This is a genomic window from Arenibacter sp. P308M17 (assembly GCF_003426735.1).
In the GTDB taxonomy this organism is placed as follows: Bacteria; Bacteroidota; Bacteroidia; order Flavobacteriales; family Flavobacteriaceae; genus Arenibacter.
Genome location: NZ_QVON01000001.1, coordinates 853,689 through 873,314, shown reverse-complemented (window position 1 = coordinate 873,314; position 19,626 = coordinate 853,689). Strand labels below are relative to the sequence as shown.

Below are 19,626 nucleotides of genomic sequence, written 5' to 3'. Positions count from 1 at the left end.
TCCTAATTGTATTCTTATTAATTATTGAGTTATGGCGCTTAGTCGCTTTAACGATTAATATGAGATAAACTATACGGCTTAATCCTTAAAGCTGTATTATACAATCAATTTAATAAAACAAATTTATTTGGAGTGATTTTAATTTTATTGTATTGTATTGTTTGCTGTGAATTCAACAGAACGAACGTGGTGCAATTGCTGAATATGAACTTACATCTCTATAATTTTAAACTTTAATTATAATATTCCGTTTATAAAGCCACCATACAAGAATAAATATTATTGATAAACTTAAAATGGAGTAGGCGAAGGAAGCATTATAAGGATTAAATATTTTTGTTAAGATATTTATATATATCCAATCCTTAATACTATAGAATGAATTATTATCATTGAGAATTTTTGCAGATGTACATTTTCCAAAAACGCTGGCCAGAAAATATGCTGCAAGGGCATTTGAACCAAAGGCTAATACTGGCTTGATCCCTTTCTTTAACTTTAAAACATCAATAAACCAATATGAAGTTGTAAAAAATAGAATAGCCACACCAGAAGTATGTAATACGTAAGATGACGTCCAAAGTCGTTTTATCATTGGAAAATCAAAACTCCAAATCCATCCGATTATTAATAGTGTACATCCTATAATAAACATCCATATTAATTTCACCTCATTGTGCATTTTATTTGAATTAAGTAGGCGTCCAATGAAAATGCCAGAAAGGCCTGAGGCTATTGCTGGAATTGTAGTAAAAATTCCTGTTGAATCATACAACCCCCTTCCCATAGGGCCAATATTCCCATTGAGAATTAGCCTGTCGAACCATGCAGAAAAGTTATTTGTTGGATCCAAATTTGGCGGACCTATCCCCGGTACTGGGACGAAAGACATGATAATATAATAACCTATTAGAAGTGATATAAACCAAATATATTGACTTTTTGGGCCGACATATAAATAGATTACGGAACAAAATACATAAACCAACGCGATTCGTTGAAGTACACCAGGTATTCTTAAAGATGTGAAATCAAATCCTGGGAACAAATTTAATAATACCCCCAATATAAAAATAATCGTCCCCCGTTTAAAGGATTTTAGTAGTAAGTCTTTTTTTGTTTTACCTTTGGTAATGGCCTTATTAAATGAGAGTGATATTGAAATCCCAACTATAAAAAGGAATAATGGAAAAATCAGATCTGTTACAGTACATCCTTCCCAAGCAGCATGAGATAATTGTTGGTATCGGAATTTGCTACTACCCGGGTCATTGGCAATAATCATTGCAATCACCGTCGCTCCACGGAAAAAATCCAAGGAATTAAGTCGAGAATTCATTAGCCTCATAATTTTGTGTTTTTGAAATCAAATACTTTCTATCGGATTTTACTAGTCCCTTCAAAAACTGACATTCTAAATACAACTTTACTTATTATAGGTAACCTATTAATCGGACCCATTGATGTATATAAAATTAATTTCTCGGCAGTGGACACTATAAATTGGGTTTAATCTCATTTTGTATTAAAATCGATATCCAGAAGATCATCATTATTTATGCTCCAATAGCTACCTACTCCAACTCCTTTATAATAGCCCTTTTTCAATAAAAAGAAATTAATTTCAAAAAGAGGCTCCTAAAATGCAGCCCCTTTTCAAACTAACTAACTCAAAAACTACTACAACTTTACAATCAATTCTTCCAGTTACTGCAATGGATCAAAACTTTCTCCTAGCCATTCATGGGTTTACTCCAAGATTGGATTTTTATTTTATTCATCCCCTATGGAATATCAAAAAAATAATAGTTATCCAAATTATTGAATGGACCGTCATCGACATCAACCCCTCCAAAGCGTTCTAAACTTCTTAACTTTGTGCCAATATAGGTATGTAAATAGGCGTGGGATTTAAATCGATACTGCCTTCTAAAATACCTGGTTCGATTAATTTCCTATCATCCAAAATTTCAGAGGCTGGGTTAAGGGCATCAAAGGTTGTCATCAAAAGAATGTTATTACCAAATCTGTAAGTGCTATTAAGTGTTTTGTATAAACTACGGCTTATTAGATCTACCGTTTTTTCACCTTCAAAATCCGATTTATAACTACCATATATTAACTAAGAAATTGAAAAAAATTAAAGGGAAAAATTTTCGCTTCAGAAGAGAAGTTCCCTTTAATTTTTTAACAAGCATATGGGTAATTTCCATATTCATTCTATTGTATTTGGGGCCAAATTATTTGCCTCTTACTATTAAGAACCAAAAAAATGGCATAGGGTGACGATTAATTAAAAAAAATAAATAAATATGGGAATCTGTTTTATAAGGAGAGGGATTAATTAGTTATGGCGCTATAATTTTTGAATTATATTTATGAACGGTATTTTTTTATAATGGGAGAATCCATTTTTGAAATGTTGTGACCATTATTGTAAAATATCTTTAAACGCAAAAACATAAATCTGTGATCATCAGATTCTTGGATCCAATTATCAAAAAATTTCTGTTCTTCAACAGAAAGTGTTCCATCAAGCTTCTTTACAAGTATGTGGCCTATTTCCATTGTTTTTCTTTTGGGTTGCCAGGTTAAATATTATGACGGCCTAATAATAGAATCCGAAATAAGGAAATAGGGTGACGTTATAACAAGAAAATCAATTAAAATAGATGGAAATATCTAGTTTTCGAGGAAGAGGAGTACAACTAAATAGTAATTTTTTAAGTCGCGCCTCAAAATTTTGTAAGCCTTTTTCATCTGGGTTTTTACAGTATTCACAGAAATTCCCAAGTGGTCTGCGGCAGTTATGTATTTGTGTCCGTCTAATGCACATAGTTCAAAGACACTCTTACATCCCAGGGGTAAGTTATTTATTGACTCTTGTAGTATTGAAGTCCTATAGGATTCTTCAATTAACGGCTCTTCAGGCAGTGGGATGGACAAACAATTCTCATCAAGTGTTTCTACTTTTTTAGTACGCGTAATATATTTAATGCTGTTGTTCTTTATGGCCATCGATAGATAAGCATGGATATTTAAAAGTATGGTGCTGTTCTTCTTCGTCAAAACTTTTACGAAGACATCCTGAACAATATCTTCGGCAATATCCCATTGAGAGACATAACTATACGAAAGCAAACAATAAAAACGATAGTTTTTATTAAATAACTGCTCTATTTCAGATTGCTTTTGGAGTTTCATTGCGAAAATGAATATAGTTTTTGTTGGTTACTATGATTTAATTACTCAAATTGGATGTGGTCAAAGTAATTTTGTGACTTTTGCACAGTTTTTTGCTTTATCGATTAAGCTATATTAAAAAATATATTTCATTAAAACAACTTTGTTTTGTGTGAATTTTATTTTATTAGGTATTTTACTGCGTAATTCCAATATATAACACCAAATAATTCTCAAATTACAACCCTAAATACATTTTTTATGTATGCTTTGTTAATTTTTAAGGGCCTTTTTGAAATGTCTATTTCCGCAGATGAGATGGTTGATTTGATTTATGGGGTTAAGGTTCAAAATTATCATATAGCAGGAATACCCATGTAGAGATTCACCTCTATGAATTTAGTTCAACTTTAAATTGTCCTAATCCGAAATCTTAACTTACACCACTTCTATTTTTTGTTTGGCATCCCCTGCAAAGGCTATCAATAAACGCCCTTCGTGCTTCAATATTTGGGGGGCTATGTGTCTTCCGCTTGCCAAATACTCAAAAAAAACCTACAAAGCATAAGATGTATTGGAGTGTAACTATTTGAGTGATTTCATTTGGATTCAAACTATTAACCTGAAGGTCAGTATTTAATGGGTTATTGCTATAGGCTATTGTTTTGGTTGACTATATGTTAACCAGAAAGGTAATTTTGGTATAGAAGTTGTTATTTCATCATATTCAATAATCGATATTATGTGTCAGGAAATCGTTTTATTATGTTCTAATTTTAGTAGTTTAACTCAGCACATTGCCCAGCATTTCGCAAAAAACTCCATATAAGTAAATGCGCTTGATTAAAAAAGTTTTGTACACAACTTCAAAGAGTTCGATTTCCATGTCGCTAGTCCCTCACTAAAGCGCCAAACACTTCATTCCCGATCTCCAATTTTAAAGTTAAGTCGGCTTTAATTCCTTAGCTAAAAGTAATAATTCGTTTTCAAGTGCCGTTCAGTCTCAAATTTCCAAGTATGTTTCATTCCAAACAACTGATGGATTTTCAGTATTTTATGTGAATTTGGAATTAGTAATCTTCAAATGTTATCAAAGGGGAGTAAGATAAAGTGAGCCATGTTTTTCATTAAATTTAAGTAAAAAACAAGAAAAATGGACAATACCATTGAGCTCTAGAAATCCTTGCGCTTTGAGACATCCCTTTCTCAGCTGTCCATTAAATCAATTCAATTAAGGCCATAAAAAACCAAAAAATGCGTGCAAATAAAAAAGGGTTTCAAAAGTAAATCTCTTGAAACCATTGTATTTACTGGTGGAGAATAACGGAGTCGAACCGGTGACCTCTTGCCTGCCAGATAAATAAGGTATCCTTGTCCCTTGATTTAATTCTTAGTACGAACGACCATTTTTAAAAACCTATACATTTTGCTAGGGCGTTCAACACCATCGCAAACACGATATCGCTCAGCTATAGATCTATCCTGAACTATTTTTCAAACTGAAGCACAAATGCATCGGCAGAATCGTTCAATGCAAAAATAAAAGCATTCAGAGCACAATTTAGAGGTGTTAGAAATACAGAATTCTTCCTGTTTAGATTAACTCAACTATTTGCATAAATATCAAAATACCCAGAAATTGTTCTTGATCCATGAATAATCTATTAGTTTTTGAAAAACCTAATTTGTTGCACCTATGTTGTACCCAAGAAATAAAAAATCCCTTGATTCCAATAGAATCAAGGGATTACCGTGTTGGCCTACTAGGACTCGAACCTAGAACGACTGGACCAAAACCAGCTGTGTTACCAATTACACCATAGGCCACTACCTCGTTTGAGCGTGCAAATTTAAAACAAAGTTTAATATGCACAAATATTTTTGAGCCATATTCCAAAAAAAATAGATAAATAATTTGGTACTTCCTGCAATGCAAGGGCTTAGTCGATACCACAAACCCTTTGCCCAATCACTGAATCCTACCAATGCTTGGTCCTATTGGCCTAGCTGTTAAAGCCCCCTTGACCTTAATATCATGTTAAAGGTTTATGAAATATATATCCCATTATATTTTTAAATTAGTAAATTCGCCCTTCGGACAAACGACAAACCACATGTTTTCAAAAAATTTCAAAAAATGGGATACCATCACCGGATGGTTTGTTTTTTTTATAGCCCTTATTACCTACGGGATAACCGTTGAACCAACCAGCAGTTTTTGGGATGCAGGTGAATATATTTCAACAGCGGCCAAACTACAGGTAGGCCATCCACCAGGGGCCCCTTTGTTACAAATGATCGGGGCATTTATGGCCATGTTCGCCTTGGAACCTAGCCAAGTGGCCAAGATGGTAAACCTCGTTTCCGGGGTTTCCAGTGCCTTCACCATCCTTTTTATGTTTTGGACCATTACCAATCTCACAAGAAAACTCATTTCCAAAGAAGAAGTAATTACCAACAGTAAGGCCCTGGCCATTATGGGAAGCGGTATCGTAGGCTCCCTGGCCTTCACCTTTTCCGATAGTTTTTGGTTCAACGCAACGGAAACCGAGGTCTATGCAATGGCCAGTTTAATCATGTCCCTTTTGCTCTGGCTCGGGTTAAAATGGGTAGATGACCTAGAGAATCCACGGGGCAATAAATGGATAATACTAATTTCCTTTGTGATCGGACTTACCTTTGGAATTCAGTTCATGGGATTCCTGGCGATACCCACCATAGGCTTGCTGTACTACTTTAAAACTTACAAGACCACTACTATTAAGAATTTTCTTTTGGCCAATATTATCGTTGTTGCCATCTTGATGCTGGTCTATAAATTTTCATTGACCTATGTATTGAAGGTTTTTGGTTGGAGCGAGGTGTTTTTCATCAACACCATTGGCCTGCCATTTAACTCCGGAACCATTATTATGGGCCTAATATTTATAGGCGTCTTCTATTGGGGCCTACGCTATACGCGCAATAACAACTATACCGTTGCAAACACCATTGTTCTGTGTTTAATGTTTTTGTTTTTAGGGTTCTCCTCCTGGCTAATGCTTCCCATTAGGGCCAATGCCGATGTAGTAATCAACGAAAACGATCCCTCGGATGCCAGATCCTTATTGGCCTATTACAATCGTGAACAATACCCTGGAGTGGACAGCCCCGTTTACGGCGCCTATTATTCCAATGCATTTGCTCCTGCAGGGGATGAAATGGACGAGAAACCCAAATACGAAAAAGATCTAAAGGCAGGAAAATATATTATTGTAAATAACTATAAGGATGCCTTGCAAGGACCCAACACTGAGCACGTAGGAATCTTGCCCAGGATGTGGAGCGAACAGAATGCAGAAAACTATATGAAGTATTTTGATCCGCTCACCTTTAGGATAAAATCCGATTATCTCGGAAACAACGAACTTAGGGATGCCGTAAACCAATTTAAGGACGGTTACGCCAAAGGCGAAATAGACACGTCCCAATATATGAGATTCCTTAGGGAGTTTAGCGAATATATAGATATACAACCCCCAACGGTAATGCAAAATATAAAATACATGTTCCAATTTCAATTTGGCTATATGTACTGGCGTTATTTTATGTGGAATTTTGCAGGCAAGCAAGATGATATCCAGGGCAGATATGACAACCATGGCAATTGGCTGAGCGGTATAAATTTTGTTGATAGTGCCAGATTGGGAAGTCAGGAGAACCTTCCTACGGACATTAAGGACAATAAAGGCAGGAACACTTATTTCTTTCTCCCCTTACTACTTGGTATTATTGGCCTAATCTTCCAAATAAGCAAAAATCCCAAGCAATTTTGGGCTCTGTTCGTGTTCTTTATGTTTACGGGCATCGCCATACAGTTCTACACCAATCCGGCCATTTTTCAGCCCAGGGAACGGGATTATTCCCTAGTGGGTTCCTTTTATGTATTTGCCCTATGGATAGGCTTGGGGGTTTACGGACTTTTTGATGAATTTCAAAAACTATTGAGTCCCAAAATATTGGCTCCGGGGATTACCGTTCTCTGCCTTTTGGCCGTACCAGGGGTAATGGCGTTCCAAAACTGGGACGACCATGACAGATCCAATAGGTTTACCGCCAAATCCACTGCAAAGGCCTACCTGGAATCCACCAAGGAAGACTCGGGCGCCATTTTGTTCACAATAGGGGACAACGATACCTTCCCTCTGTGGTACGCCCAAGAAATTGAAGGCTATAGAACGGATGTACGCGTTGTAAACACCAGCCTTTTTGCTACGGATTGGTATATAGACCAAATGAAAAAGAAAGCATATGAAAGCGAGCCGATTCCCTCCCAACTTACCCATAACGAATACAAATGGGGATCTAGGGATGCCATATACTTTAACGAGCTTACCGAAAGCAGATGGGACATAAAAGACTTTATGAACTGGGTAGGCAGCGACAAGGAACAAACCAAATTTAGAAGTATATTACAGAAGAAAGGTGCGGATCTGAGCCAATACTCCGAAAGCAATTTGGATGTTGTCTACTATCCTACCAATAAAATCAGGGTTCCGGTAAACAAGAAAAATGTATTGGAGAGCGGTTTGGTAAAAGAAAAGGATTCGGCATTAATTGTGGATTATATAGACATTGACCTTCCAAAAAGTGCACTGCCAAAAAACCGAATCCTGATGTTGGACATCATTGCCAACAATGATTGGAAGCGTCCCATATATTTCTCCGGAGGAAGTTTTGATGCCGCAGAATATATATGGATGAAAGATTATCTTCAATTGGATGGGCTGGTCTATAAATTGGTACCCATTAAAACCACAAACAAAAACTCCTACGAGATGGGAAGAATAGACGCCGATCTCATGTACGACATTGTAAAAAAATGGGATTGGGGCAATGCGGGAAGCCCGGATATTTATCACGATCCCCAAACCCGTACACAGGCACTCTCCTTTAGGGGCAACCTGGCCCGGCTTACCGAAACCTTGATAAACGAAAATAAAATTGAAAAGGCAAAAGACGTAATCAATATTGCCATGGAGAATATGCCTGTTGAATATTTTGGGTATTACGCTTTTGTAGAACCTTTTATAGATGGATACTTCAAAGTAGGGGAAACCCAAAAAGCTAGGGACCTATTTCAAAAATTAAAGGGTATCTATCAGGAACGATTGGACTATTACGCCAATTTGCCTTTTGAGGAACAGCGAATGTTCCTGGACGAAATTATTCCCGACCTGGAAGCCTACAGTAGAATTATTGACATTTTGATTACCAATCAGGACAAGGAAACCGCCGAAAAGGAAACCCTGATATTCAATGAATACATTGAGAAGTTTGACCGCTTTTATCGCGACGATCCCATGGAGCAGATACAGGCCCCATCCACGGACCCCGATCTATTGGATTCATCCGCTATAGATGCCATACCGGAAAAACAGCTGGACAGTATAACTGTTCCTGAATAAAGGACACAAAAAAACCGAGATGAATTTCTCGGTTTTTTTATTCCCTTTAAATCAATTACATATATTCATTGAGTATCCCAATAAGGGTATTTGCATCCTGCTCCCCACTTTGTCTCCATACCATTTCCCCTTTCTTATATATCATCAAAGTTGGCAGGCCTTTCACCCGCAATGCCTGGGAAAGCTCCTTATTCTTGTCCACATCAATTTTAATTACCTTGCCCTTATCACCCAAGGCAGCGGCAACGTCCCTAAGTACAGGGTGCATGGCTGTTGACTGTTCGTTCCACTCGGCGTAAAAATCCAATAACACAGGAACATTGATATCAATTAATTCACCAAATTTAGACATATACTATACATTGGATTATAAATCAAAAATAAGAAAAAATGTTAAAATACAACTAGTGCTATCATTTTTGTCGACAAGGTAGTAGTTAAAATCACGTTAACGACCTCTTTTTTAAGGTAATTACAGTAATTTCGGGCCAAATACCAACTCTTCCCGGATATCCCAAAAATCCAAAGCCCCGGTTTACATTGATCATCTGCCCCATTTCTTCGTACACCCCTGCCCAATATTTATATCTCCATTTGGCCGGGCTCCATTTGATCCATCCCGGAATCTCTATCCCAAATTGCATGCCGTGGGTATGCCCACTTAAAGTGAGGTGATAATGATAGTCATCTTTCAACACCTGATCTTCCCAATGGGATGGGTCATGGCTCATTAGAATTTTAAAATCATTCCTGTCAATGTTGGAAACCGCCTTTTTAAGGTCGCCGGCCTTCTTAAAGCCTCCCCTGCCCCAATTTTCAACGCCTACCAAAGCAATCCTATCCTTCCCTTTCTGCAAATACCGACTATCGTTCAACAAGAGGTCAAAACCCATTTCTTTCTGTATCTTTTTAAGATCGGTCAGGTTTTTGCTTTTGGCCTCTTCGGTTTCCCAGCTTACATAATCTCCATAATCATGGTTCCCCAAGACGGAAAACTTACCGTCTTTTGCACTTAAGGTCGAAAAAAGGTCTTTCCACGGCAACATTTCCTCTGCCATATTGTTCACCATGTCCCCCGTAAAAAGCAATACATCACTCTTTTGCTTATTGATCAAGCTTATAGCGTATTCAATTTTCTCCCTATTATCAAAACTACCACTGTGCACATCCGATATTTGGGTTATTTGATATCCGTCGAAGCTATCGGGCAGATCATCAAATTCCAAATTATATTTGAGTACTTTAAAATTATACTTCCCCTTTACCATGCCATACAGCAATGCCGAGAATGGCAAGGCGGCAATACCCATGGCCAGGGTACTTAAAAAACGTCTTCGCTGGGGAAGGCTGAATTCTTTGGTCCCCCCAAATATTTTGTGATAGCCAGCAGAAAGAAATCTGAAAATATCCTCGGAAAACAAAAATACAATGGTAATCAGCATAAAGGAAAGCATGGCCAACAAGAGGCCAAAAGCATAACTTTTGGACACGCTCAACACCCTTCCGGGGGCATCGCCCATGGTAAACTGATAGATAAAATTCCCTAAAACAAAAAGTGATAAGGCCATATAGGCATAATATACCCATGGATAGCGGGTAGCGGCCTTTATGGCCTGCAAGGAATAAATTCCCAGCGTTATAAAAATGACAATAAATACAATCCAGCGAAGCATTCCTTATTTTTTAGTAAACTACCTCGGGGCAAGCCCGCCTGAACGATACGGGCAGGCCTGTCTGCCGACAAAGGCAGGCCCACGAGGCATTAAATGAAAATTCATGTTTGATTTAGACGCCTGTCTGCCGACCAAGGCAGGCAAGCGTCGGAGCACCTGCCTGCGGCAGGCAGGTTTAAATCTCGATTATCGAGTAAAGATATTGGTTTCAAATCCATTAAGCGGTTTTTTAGTTTTCTTTAACTAAGCGGACCACTTCCTTCAGGGTTTCCATATCGCTGATAGCAATTTCATCATCCCTAAGGAATCCTGGGCTGCTCATTGGGATTACAGGGGTATGATCCAGCGTTTTATGAAATTTTATCCCTGACAAATGCACCGCCAAAAATCCCTTCTTCTTAAATTCCACTACATTGGTATCACGTATGCCCCCTCCGGGCATAATAACACAGCCCTTGGATTTTTTTAACAGCCCGGTCAATAGGTCCAACCCATTTACCGAGGAATTTTGCTGTCCGGAACTTAGTATGGTATCCACTCCCAATTCCTGCAATTGCCCTAAAGCGACCATAGGATCCCTTACCCAATCGAAAGCCCTATGGAAAGTAAATTGCAATGGCCCGGATACCTCTATTAATTCTTTGGTTCTTTCATAATCCAAGTCAAAATCCCTGGACAGCACCCCGGAAACAATACCATTAAAACCAAGCTCCCTACACAGTGCAATATCCTTTTTCATTATTTCAAATTCCAGATGGGAATAGGTAAAATCGCCACTTCTGGGTCTTATCAGCACATTTACGGGGATAGAAATATGTTGCCTAACAAGTTGCAACAGCCCAAAAGAAGGGGTAAGCCCCCCAACGGCAAGCTCGGCACACAACTCAATTCGGTCAGCACCAGCTTTTTGGGCATTTAGGGCAGATTCTAAAGAATTGGCACATACTTCTACAATCATATTTCTTATATTTAGAGCCTTAAAATTAAGTAACACTATCTTATGAAATGAGCATAAACAAAATTAATTTTTTGCATCCCTCCCGATAACCGTTAAAAAATATTGACACCGGGCGGAAGCGCAGCGGTTGATTTATGCAGAAAATTTTATTACACTCGTTTTCATATTAATAAAAATATTTAAATAGATGAAATGAGCCTTAATAAACCTTGATACTAACAAAAATGTTTAATGGCGAAACCGAAGGTTCACGAACCCAGTACTGAAAGAAATGATGTGAGTAATTACACCCGCCTGTCCGCCCGTTCCGGTACGGACGGGAATGAAGAAGTCGGGCAGGCCCGACCAAATAAAAACAAATAAAAACCAACAGATGAAAAGAAGAAATTTCCTTAAAAATTCCACCCTAAGTACAGCCGGGATAATATCGGCACCACTTTTCGCATCATTTGATGAAACAAAAAAGGAATTACCGACTGTGCCGGTAGACCCGGAAATGGTAAAACCTATTGTCATCTGCACCTGGAATTTCAAGAATGCCACGGCAAAGGCCTGGGAAATTTTGGAAAAAGGTGGTACTTCGCTGGATGCAGTGGAGCAGGGAGTAATGGTAGAGGAGGCAGATCTTAGCAACGAAACGGTAGGCAATGGCGGAAGACCGGACAGGGATGGCCATGTTACCTTGGACGCCTGTATTATGGACAAGGATGGAAACTGTGGTGCCGTACTGTGCATGGAAAATATTGCCCACCCCATTTCGGTGGCCAGAAAGGTCATGGAAGACACCCCCCATGTAATGTTGGCCGGAAAGGGAGCAGAAAAATTTGCCTATGAAAAGGGATTCCCCAAAACGAACCTGCTAACCGAAAAGGCAAAAAAGGATTGGCTGGAATGGAAGAAAAAGTCCAAATACGAAACCATTATCAATATAGAAAACCACGATACCATAGGCATGCTTGCCATTGATAAAAATGGGGACATCGCAGGGGCCTGTACTACAAGCGGCATGGGCTACAAAATGGCCGGACGTGTTGGCGACTCCCCAATTATAGGGGCCGGACTATTTGTAGATAATAACGTTGGCGGAGCAACGGCCACAGGGGTCGGGGAAGAAGTAGTAAGAACGGTCGGCAGCTTCCTGATCGTAGAACTTATGCGCCAAGGAAAATCGCCACAAGAGGCATGCGAGGAAGGGGTAAGACGAATCATGGAAAAGAACAAGGACAGAAGGGATTTCCAAATTGGATTTATAGCAATCAACAAGAAAGGGGAAACCGGAGGCTATTGCATACATCCCGGGTTTAGCTATAGCAAATATACAGAGGCCGGACAAAGCAACAATCCGACGGAGACTTTTTTGAAATCCTAATTATCAATTTCACAATATCCAAATCTTAACAAGAACCAAATATAATGGCCGAACAAAAAAGACTTTTCCTGCTAGATGCCTATGCACTCATTTTTAGGGGATATTATGCACTGATTAAAAACCCCAGAATAAACTCCAAGGGAATGGATACCTCCGCTATCATGGGATTTATGAATTCGCTATTGGATGTAATAAGAAGGGAAAGACCGGACCATTTGGCCGTTTGTTTTGACAAGGGAGGAAGCGCGGACCGAACCGAAATGTTTGCCGAATACAAGGCCAATAGGGATGCCACCCCTGACGCCATTAAAATAGCCGTGCCCTACATTCAAAATATATTAAAGGCCATGCATATTCCTGTGGTGGAATTGGAAGGAATGGAGGCAGATGACATTATTGGAACCTTGGCCAAGCAGGCGGAAAAAGAAGACTACAAGGTATATATGGTTACACCGGACAAGGATTTTGGACAATTGGTATCCGAGAACATATTTATGTACCGCCCTGCAAGATTGGGTAATGGGATAGAAATTTGGGGCATCCCCGAAGTACAAAAGCGCTTTGGCGTTGAACGTCCGGAACAGGTCATAGATTATTTGGGGATGATGGGCGATGCCAGCGACAATATTCCCGGACTACCGGGAGTGGGCGACAAAACGGCCAAAAAATTTATAGAGGAATTTGGTTCTATGGAAAATTTGTTGGCCAATACGGATAAGCTTAAAGGCAAAATGAAGGAGAAAATCCATGAAAATGCCGCCTTGGGCCTCTTGTCCAAAAAACTGGCCACCATATTTGTGGATTGCGATGTCACCTTTGATGCCAAAGATTACGAACTGTCCATGCCCGATGGCGAAAAAGTACAGGAGATTTTCGAAGAGCTGGAATTCCGTAGACTTAAAGACCAATTCCTAAAGCTCTTTTCGTCCGAATCGGATAAGGATGGCACAGAGGAAGGCCAGCAAGAGACCGACCCTGTTTCGAAAAAGAAACAAACTGAAGCGGGAGGCGGCCAATTTTCCTTGTTTGGCGGTGACGGACAGTTTGGTGGGGGAACAATAAAGGAGGTTTCCAGCAGAAAAGGCATTAAAGACGTTCCACATGTATACCAGAGTGTTCTTCCCGGGATGGCCATGCAGCTTTTTGTTCAGAATTTATTGAAACAAACCTCCGTATGTTTCGACACCGAAACAACGGGATTAAATCCCCTTACCGCAGAGCTGGTGGGTATAGCCTTTAGTTGGGAGGCAGGAAAAGGGTTCTATGTCCCCTTTCCAGAGGACCGGACCAAAGCCCAGGAAATCATTGAACAGTTAAGACCTTTTTTTGAATCGGAAAACATTGAAAAAATTGGGCAGAACTTAAAATATGACATCAAAGTACTGAACAAATATAAGGTCTCCATAAAAGGGAAATGCTTCGACACCATGCTGGCCCATTACCTCATTAATCCGGATATTCGCCATAATATGGATGTTCTGGCGGAAACTTATTTAAACTACACCCCTATTTCCATTACCGAGCTCATAGGCAAAAAAGGAAAGAACCAAATGTCCATGAGGGATGTTCCCCTGGAACAACAAACCGAATATGCTGTAGAGGATGCCGATATCACCTTTCAATTGGCACAACACTTTCGACCAGAATTGAAGGAGGCCAGCACCGAAGAATTATTCAATGACATAGAGATTCCCCTGTTACATGTGCTGGCGGATATGGAGCAAGAGGGAATCAAGCTGGACAAGGCCTTTTTAAATTCGCTTGCCAAGGACTTGGACAACGATATCAAAAACCTGGAATTAAAGATCTATAGGGAAGCTGGGGAGGAATTCAATATTGCTTCGCCAAAACAATTGGGTGAAATACTATTTGAAAAACTAAAATTGGTGGATAAACCCAAAAAGACCAAAACAGGTCAATATTCCACCGCCGAAGATGTACTTTCCTATCTGGCCAAAGATCATGAAATAATTCAAAGTGTATTGGATTACAGGGGACTCAGCAAATTGAAGAGCACCTATGTGGACGCACTACCGGAACAAATTGAGGAAAGTACCGGCCGGGTACATACAGACTATATGCAAACGGTTGCCGCTACCGGGAGATTGAGCAGCAACAATCCCAACCTACAAAACATCCCGATTAGAACAGAGCGGGGAAGACAGGTCAGGAAGGCATTTATTCCAAGAAACGAGAACTACATCTTATTGGCAGCAGATTATTCCCAGATAGAATTGCGGATCATTGCTGCGCTCAGCGATGAGTCTACCATGATCGAAGCCTTTAAAAACGGGGAGGATATTCACGCCTCCACGGCTTCCAAGGTATTTAATGTCCCGTTAAAGGACGTTACAAGGGAGCAGAGGAGCAACGCCAAGACCGTAAATTTTGGAATTGTATATGGGGTATCGGCCTTTGGGTTGAGCAACCAGACCAACCTTTCCCGGGCGGAAGCCAAGGAACTCATAGAAACCTATTACAAGACCTACCCCAAATTGCGCAATTATATAAATGAACAAATAGAATTTGCCAGGGAAAACGGCTACGTTCAGACCGTGTTGGGAAGACGAAGGTATCTTAAGGACATCAACGGCAGTAATGCCATTGTACGCGGAGCCGCTGAACGCAATGCCGTTAACGCCCCAATTCAGGGCAGTGCCGCCGATATCATAAAAATTGCAATGATCAAGATCCACAAAAAATTGAAAGAAGGAAAATACCAAAGTAAGATGCTCCTACAGGTGCATGATGAATTGGTGTTCGACGTTTATAAGCCCGAATTGGAGGAATTAAAGGCCATGATAAAGGCCGAAATGGAAAATGCCTACAAATTGTCCGTACCCTTGGATGTAGAATTGGGCGTTGGAAATAATTGGCTGGAGGCCCATTAAGATAGTTGGCCGTTGCAGTGGGCAAGAGGATAAAACTTAAACCGATGCTTATTTTCTCTTAAAGACAAGCTGACCCCCGGCATTTAAGTTGGGAATATCAAGATCGGCCGCATCTACGGTCATAACATCACCATCTATAGTGACATCTATAGAGATTTGCTGTTGATATTCATCCGTATAGGTTAGTTGGCCATCGGCATAAACATAGACAGTGGTTTCCGTATCCTTTTCAGTGGGACAGGGAATATCAAAACCATTGCCCTCGGAATTTAAACCTATTTCCAGATACGCTACCGAGTTTTCAATGGTCACCGTTAAATCCTGTTTAAAATCGAAACTCAATAAATAACATTCCTTTTCGGTTAAAAAGGCCAATAGATCCCTGACATTTTTTTCGTCATCGCTTGCCGTATCATTGTTCACCTTAAGCTCATAGACCTGCCACAACCCCACTATTGAATCCCCCTTAAAATTATCACCATCATCGTCAGAAGAACATGAAATGAAAAGGCCAGTAACAAGAAGAAGTAATAAATACTTAATTTTCATACGTTTAAATTTACATTGTTTATAAAAGCTAACGCATTACAACATTAATTAGTATCCCCCCAATCAAAACAGTGGAACAGGAAACCCTACTTAAGCAACAGAAAAACAACAAAAATTATAGCCTAATATACAAAGGTTTAAAACCCTGGCCCAATTTTAAGAATTCACCCTATCAATACCGAATGCCAATATACCATATTGGGATCTGTACCCAACAAATGGTATTGTTCCTTACAAAAACGAATTATTGGGATCACAATGTGAAGATAAAATTTGTAACATTAGAGTCATAATGGAAAAAACTATAAAATAATAAGAAACAACCATTTGGAATTCAACTTAATAATTGTACATTTGCAGCCCGTTAAACGGGATTGAAGTGTTTAATCAATAAATATATTAGTGTGGATACATTAAGCTACAAGACGATTTCGGCCAATAAGGCGACCGTTGACAAACAATGGTTACTAGTTGATGCTGAAGGAGAAACATTGGGCCGTCTTGCTTCTAAAGTAGCGCAGTTACTTAGAGGGAAGTACAAGCCTAGTTTTACACCACATGTTGATTGTGGGGATAATGTTGTTATTATCAATGCAGAAAAAATCAACCTGACCGGAAAGAAATGGGACTCAAAGACCTACGTTCGTCACACCGGTTACCCAGGAGGCCAGAGGTTTACAACGGCTAAAGAAATGTTGGCCAAGGATCCAGCGCGTATAGTAGAGAAATCGATAAAAGGTATGTTGCCCAAAAATAAATTGGGTGCAGAGCTTTTTCGTAATCTGAAGGTATATGCTGGTGCAACCCACAACCAAGAAGCACAAAAACCAACAGCAATTAACTTAAACGATTTTAAGTAATGGAAATGATTCATAAAATTGGCAGAAGAAAAACTGCGGTTGCCAGAGTTTATGTTACTGAAGGAAATGGTAACATTACTATTAACAAGAGGGACCTGAGCAACTATTTCCCTACGGCAACATTGCAGTACAAAGTAAAGCAACCATTTACCTTGACCAACAACGAAGAAAACTTCGACGTAAAAGTAAATGTATATGGTGGCGGCATTACCGGTCAGGCGGAAGCTGTTCGTTTGGCATTATCCAGAGCTTTGTGCGAATTGGATGCCGAGAACAGATTGGTTCTTAAACCGGAAGGCCTTTTAACCAGGGACCCAAGAATGGTGGAACGTAAGAAATTTGGTCAGAAGAAGGCCCGTAAGAAATTCCAGTTCTCCAAACGTTAATTCATGCTGAACTTATTTCAGCACTGAATTCAAATTTTTACTAGTGCAGTACCGAAACAAGTCAATAAAACACTGAAACAGGTTCAGTAGTATGACAAGTTCCTATTTACCAAAAATTGTTCATTGAAAGCCCCAATTACTGAGGCAATTAAAAAATCCCGATCCAATAAAATTGGAAACTTAAATTCAGGCTATACCCTGAAACAAGTTCAGGGTATAATTAGTTTAGCATCTAAATATTAAAGGCTGCCCAGGGGTACCACTTTAATATTGCTAATTCAAAGGAACGTAAACTAAAAAATAAAAATGGCAAACAAAGTTGAAGTAAAAGACCTTTTAGAGGCAGGTGTACATTTTGGCCACCTTACCAGAAAATGGAATCCGAACATGGCGCCCTACATCTACATGGAGCGCAACGGCATTCACGTTATCAATCTTTATAAAACAGTTGCGAAATTGGAAGAGACCAACGAGGCTCTTAAAAAAATTGCAGCATCGGGCAGAAAAATACTTTTCGTAGCTACCAAAAAACAGGCAAAGGACATTGTGGCCGAAAAAGCAGGCAATGTAAACATGCCCTACATCACTGAAAGATGGCCGGGTGGGATGTTGACCAATTTCGTTACTATTCGTAAGGCCGTGAAAAAAATGGCTTCCATTGATAGAATGAAAAAAGACGGCACCTTTAATACACTTTCCAAAAAAGAGCGTTTGCAAGTAGACCGTTTACGGTCCAAATTGGAAAAGAACTTAGGTTCCATTTCTGAAATGACACGTCTGCCAGCGGCTTTGTTCATTGTTGATACCATGCGCGAGCACATTGCTGTAAAGGAGGCACAAAAATTGAACATTCCAATTTTTGCTATGGTAGATACCAATTCCGATCCGCGTCCAATCGATTTTATAGTGCCGTCCAATGACGATGCCTCCAAATCCATAGAGGTTATTATGGCATCTGTGACTGCCGCTATCGCCGAAGGATTAACTGAACGTAAATCCGAAAAGCAGACCGAGAAGGAAGGCGAGGAAGAAACCAAGCCAAAAGAGAAAAAAGCTAAGGTGGCTTCAGAAGAAAAGGATTCTAAAAAATCCAGTTCCACTGGGGACGACCTTACCAAAATAGAAGGTATTGGACCAAAAATTGCTGAAATTTTCCAAGAAGCAGGCATCAACACTTATGCCGACCTTGCGGACAGATCAGAGGACGACCTTAAAGACATCCTAGCAGAGTCCGGCCCAAGATATGCTTCCAAGAATCCAGCTTCATGGCCCAAGCAGGCGCAAATGGCCGCCGATGGCAATTGGGATGAACTGCAAGAATGGCAAGACAGTGTTAAGGGAGGAATAGAGTAAACTCCTTTTTTACTTAAAACAGAATATAAATTTAACATTAACCTAGATTAGGATCATATTTCAATCTTATTTTTAGGTGAAAATTAAAACAGAATAAAATGGCTAAAATTACCGCCGCTGAGGTAAACAAATTAAGACAAACAACCGGTGCTGGCATGATGGATTGCAAAAATGCATTGGTGGAAGCAGAAGGGGATTTTGATCTGGCAATTGAAATCTTACGTAAAAAAGGACAAAAAGTTGCCGCTAAAAGAGCGGACCGTGATTCTTCGGAAGGGGCCGCTATTGCCAAAGTAAATGCAGACAATACCACTGGGGTCATCATTTCATTGAACTGTGAAACCGATTTCGTTGCAAAGAACGATACCTTTGTTGCCCTGGCCAACGACTTGGCAGACCTGGCCTTAAATTTCGACACTAAAGAAGCGTTCCTGAATGCCGATTACAAAGGAAATACCGTACAGGATAAACTTACGGAACAAACCGGTGTTATTGGTGAGAAAATTGAAATAGGCGGGTTCAGCAAACTGACAGCTCCATTTGTAGGTTCATACATTCATGCCGGAAACAAAATAGCTACCTTGGTAGGACTTTCCGCTGCTGTTGAGGGTGCAGATGTTGCCGCCAAGGATGTGGCCATGCAAGCGGCCGCTATGAATCCGGTAGCTTTGAACGAAGAAGGGGTAGATCAATCAATTATTGATAAAGAAATCGAAATTGCCAAAGATCAATTACGTCAAGAAGGGAAACCGGAAGCCATGTTGGATAACATTGCCAAAGGTAAATTGAACCGTTTCTTTAAGGACAATACTTTGGTGAACCAAGATTTTATCAAGGATAGCAAACTTAGTGTTGCCCAATATGTAAAGTCCGTTGATTCCAAATTGGAAGTAACAGGATTTGAAAGGGTTGCTTTGGGATAATACTCAAACACCAAGTATAAAAAAATGCCTTTAC

At 39.6% G+C, this 19,626-nt stretch carries 15 protein-coding genes, 1 tRNA gene and 1 pseudogene; 9 read left to right on the top strand and 8 right to left on the bottom strand.

The features are described from left to right. Positions 1 to 226: 226 nt before the first annotated feature. The 3 genes from D0S24_RS03545 to D0S24_RS03530 form a co-directional block, all read right to left on the bottom strand. Entirely contained in the window at positions 227 to 1,339 is a 1,113-nt protein-coding gene (locus D0S24_RS03545) for an acyltransferase family protein (protein ID WP_181938015.1), read from the bottom strand. Between the two features lie 1,037 nt (positions 1,340 to 2,376). Then, complete coding sequence (locus D0S24_RS03535) at positions 2,377 to 2,568, bottom strand: hypothetical protein (RefSeq protein ID WP_117018435.1); 192 nt, start codon at positions 2,566 to 2,568, stop codon at positions 2,377 to 2,379. A gap of 114 nt (positions 2,569 to 2,682) precedes the next feature. Continuing rightward, the gene (locus D0S24_RS03530) at positions 2,683 to 3,204 is read right to left on the bottom strand and encodes a sigma-70 family RNA polymerase sigma factor (protein WP_117018434.1); all 522 of its coding nucleotides are present in this window, start codon (positions 3,202 to 3,204) and stop codon (positions 2,683 to 2,685) included. A gap of 1,416 nt (positions 3,205 to 4,620) precedes the next feature. Between D0S24_RS03530 and D0S24_RS21310 the strand changes: the two are divergent. Then, positions 4,621 to 4,803 (top strand): annotated as a pseudogene (locus D0S24_RS21310) (transposase); the annotation flags it as partial. Positions 4,804 to 4,938: 135 nt separating this feature from the next. On the opposite strand, the gene D0S24_RS03520 reads toward D0S24_RS21310, so the two are convergent. Continuing rightward, positions 4,939 to 5,010: transfer RNA gene (locus D0S24_RS03520), tRNA-Gln, on the bottom strand. A 287-nt stretch (positions 5,011 to 5,297) separates the two neighbouring features. On the opposite strand from D0S24_RS03520, the gene D0S24_RS03515 reads away from it, so the two are divergent. Then, positions 5,298 to 8,630 (top strand): DUF2723 domain-containing protein, encoded by a 3,333-nt coding sequence (locus tag D0S24_RS03515; protein ID WP_117018598.1) that lies wholly within the window; start codon positions 5,298 to 5,300, stop codon positions 8,628 to 8,630. Between the two features lie 55 nt (positions 8,631 to 8,685). On the opposite strand, the gene D0S24_RS03510 is transcribed toward D0S24_RS03515, so the two are convergent. The 3 genes from D0S24_RS03510 to D0S24_RS03500 form a co-directional block, all read right to left on the bottom strand. Beyond that, complete coding sequence (locus D0S24_RS03510; protein WP_117018433.1) at positions 8,686 to 8,982, bottom strand: co-chaperone YbbN; 297 nt, start codon at positions 8,980 to 8,982, stop codon at positions 8,686 to 8,688. A 91-nt stretch (positions 8,983 to 9,073) separates the two neighbouring features. Continuing rightward, the gene (locus D0S24_RS03505) at positions 9,074 to 10,303 is read right to left on the bottom strand and encodes a metallophosphoesterase (RefSeq protein ID WP_117018432.1); all 1,230 of its coding nucleotides are present in this window, start codon (positions 10,301 to 10,303) and stop codon (positions 9,074 to 9,076) included. Positions 10,304 to 10,532: 229 nt separating this feature from the next. Beyond that, entirely contained in the window at positions 10,533 to 11,261 is a 729-nt protein-coding gene (locus D0S24_RS03500) for a copper homeostasis protein CutC (protein WP_117018431.1), read from the bottom strand. Positions 11,262 to 11,492: 231 nt separating this feature from the next. On the opposite strand from D0S24_RS03500, the gene D0S24_RS21305 reads away from it, so the two are divergent. The 3 genes from D0S24_RS21305 to polA are packed head-to-tail and all read left to right on the top strand — an operon-like array spanning position 11,493 to position 15,521. Continuing rightward, positions 11,493 to 11,624 carry a hypothetical protein gene (locus D0S24_RS21305; protein ID WP_258922817.1) on the top strand — a complete coding sequence of 44 codons (132 nt, stop codon included), beginning with the start codon at positions 11,493 to 11,495 and terminating at the stop codon, positions 11,622 to 11,624. 10 nt (positions 11,625 to 11,634) lie between these two features. Next, entirely contained in the window at positions 11,635 to 12,630 is a 996-nt protein-coding gene (locus tag D0S24_RS03495; protein ID WP_117018597.1) for an isoaspartyl peptidase/L-asparaginase family protein, read from the top strand. A 44-nt stretch (positions 12,631 to 12,674) separates the two neighbouring features. After that, positions 12,675 to 15,521, top strand: coding sequence for a DNA polymerase I (gene polA, locus D0S24_RS03490; RefSeq protein ID WP_117018430.1), 2,847 nt, complete (start codon positions 12,675 to 12,677; stop codon positions 15,519 to 15,521). Between the two features lie 48 nt (positions 15,522 to 15,569). Here the strand turns inward: polA and D0S24_RS03485 are convergent, their stop codons facing one another. Then, positions 15,570 to 16,070 carry a hypothetical protein gene (locus D0S24_RS03485; protein WP_117018429.1) on the bottom strand — a complete coding sequence of 167 codons (501 nt, stop codon included), beginning with the start codon at positions 16,068 to 16,070 and terminating at the stop codon, positions 15,570 to 15,572. 404 nt (positions 16,071 to 16,474) lie between these two features. Between D0S24_RS03485 and rplM the strand changes: the two genes are divergently transcribed. From rplM to tsf, 4 genes are all read left to right on the top strand, one after another. Beyond that, positions 16,475 to 16,930: a 50S ribosomal protein L13 gene (gene rplM / locus D0S24_RS03475; RefSeq protein WP_110357074.1), complete on the top strand. Its 456-nt coding sequence runs from the start codon at positions 16,475 to 16,477 to the stop codon at positions 16,928 to 16,930. Next, entirely contained in the window at positions 16,930 to 17,316 is a 387-nt protein-coding gene (gene rpsI / locus D0S24_RS03470) for a 30S ribosomal protein S9 (protein WP_031442374.1), read from the top strand. Before rplM ends, rpsI begins: the two co-directional genes overlap by 1 nt. Before the next feature lie 306 nt (positions 17,317 to 17,622). Continuing rightward, the gene (gene rpsB, locus D0S24_RS03465) at positions 17,623 to 18,669 is read left to right on the top strand and encodes a 30S ribosomal protein S2 (protein ID WP_117018427.1); all 1,047 of its coding nucleotides are present in this window, start codon (positions 17,623 to 17,625) and stop codon (positions 18,667 to 18,669) included. A gap of 98 nt (positions 18,670 to 18,767) precedes the next feature. After that, entirely contained in the window at positions 18,768 to 19,592 is an 825-nt protein-coding gene (gene tsf, locus D0S24_RS03460) for a translation elongation factor Ts (RefSeq protein WP_117018426.1), read from the top strand. The last annotated feature ends 34 nt before the right edge of the window (positions 19,593 to 19,626 follow it).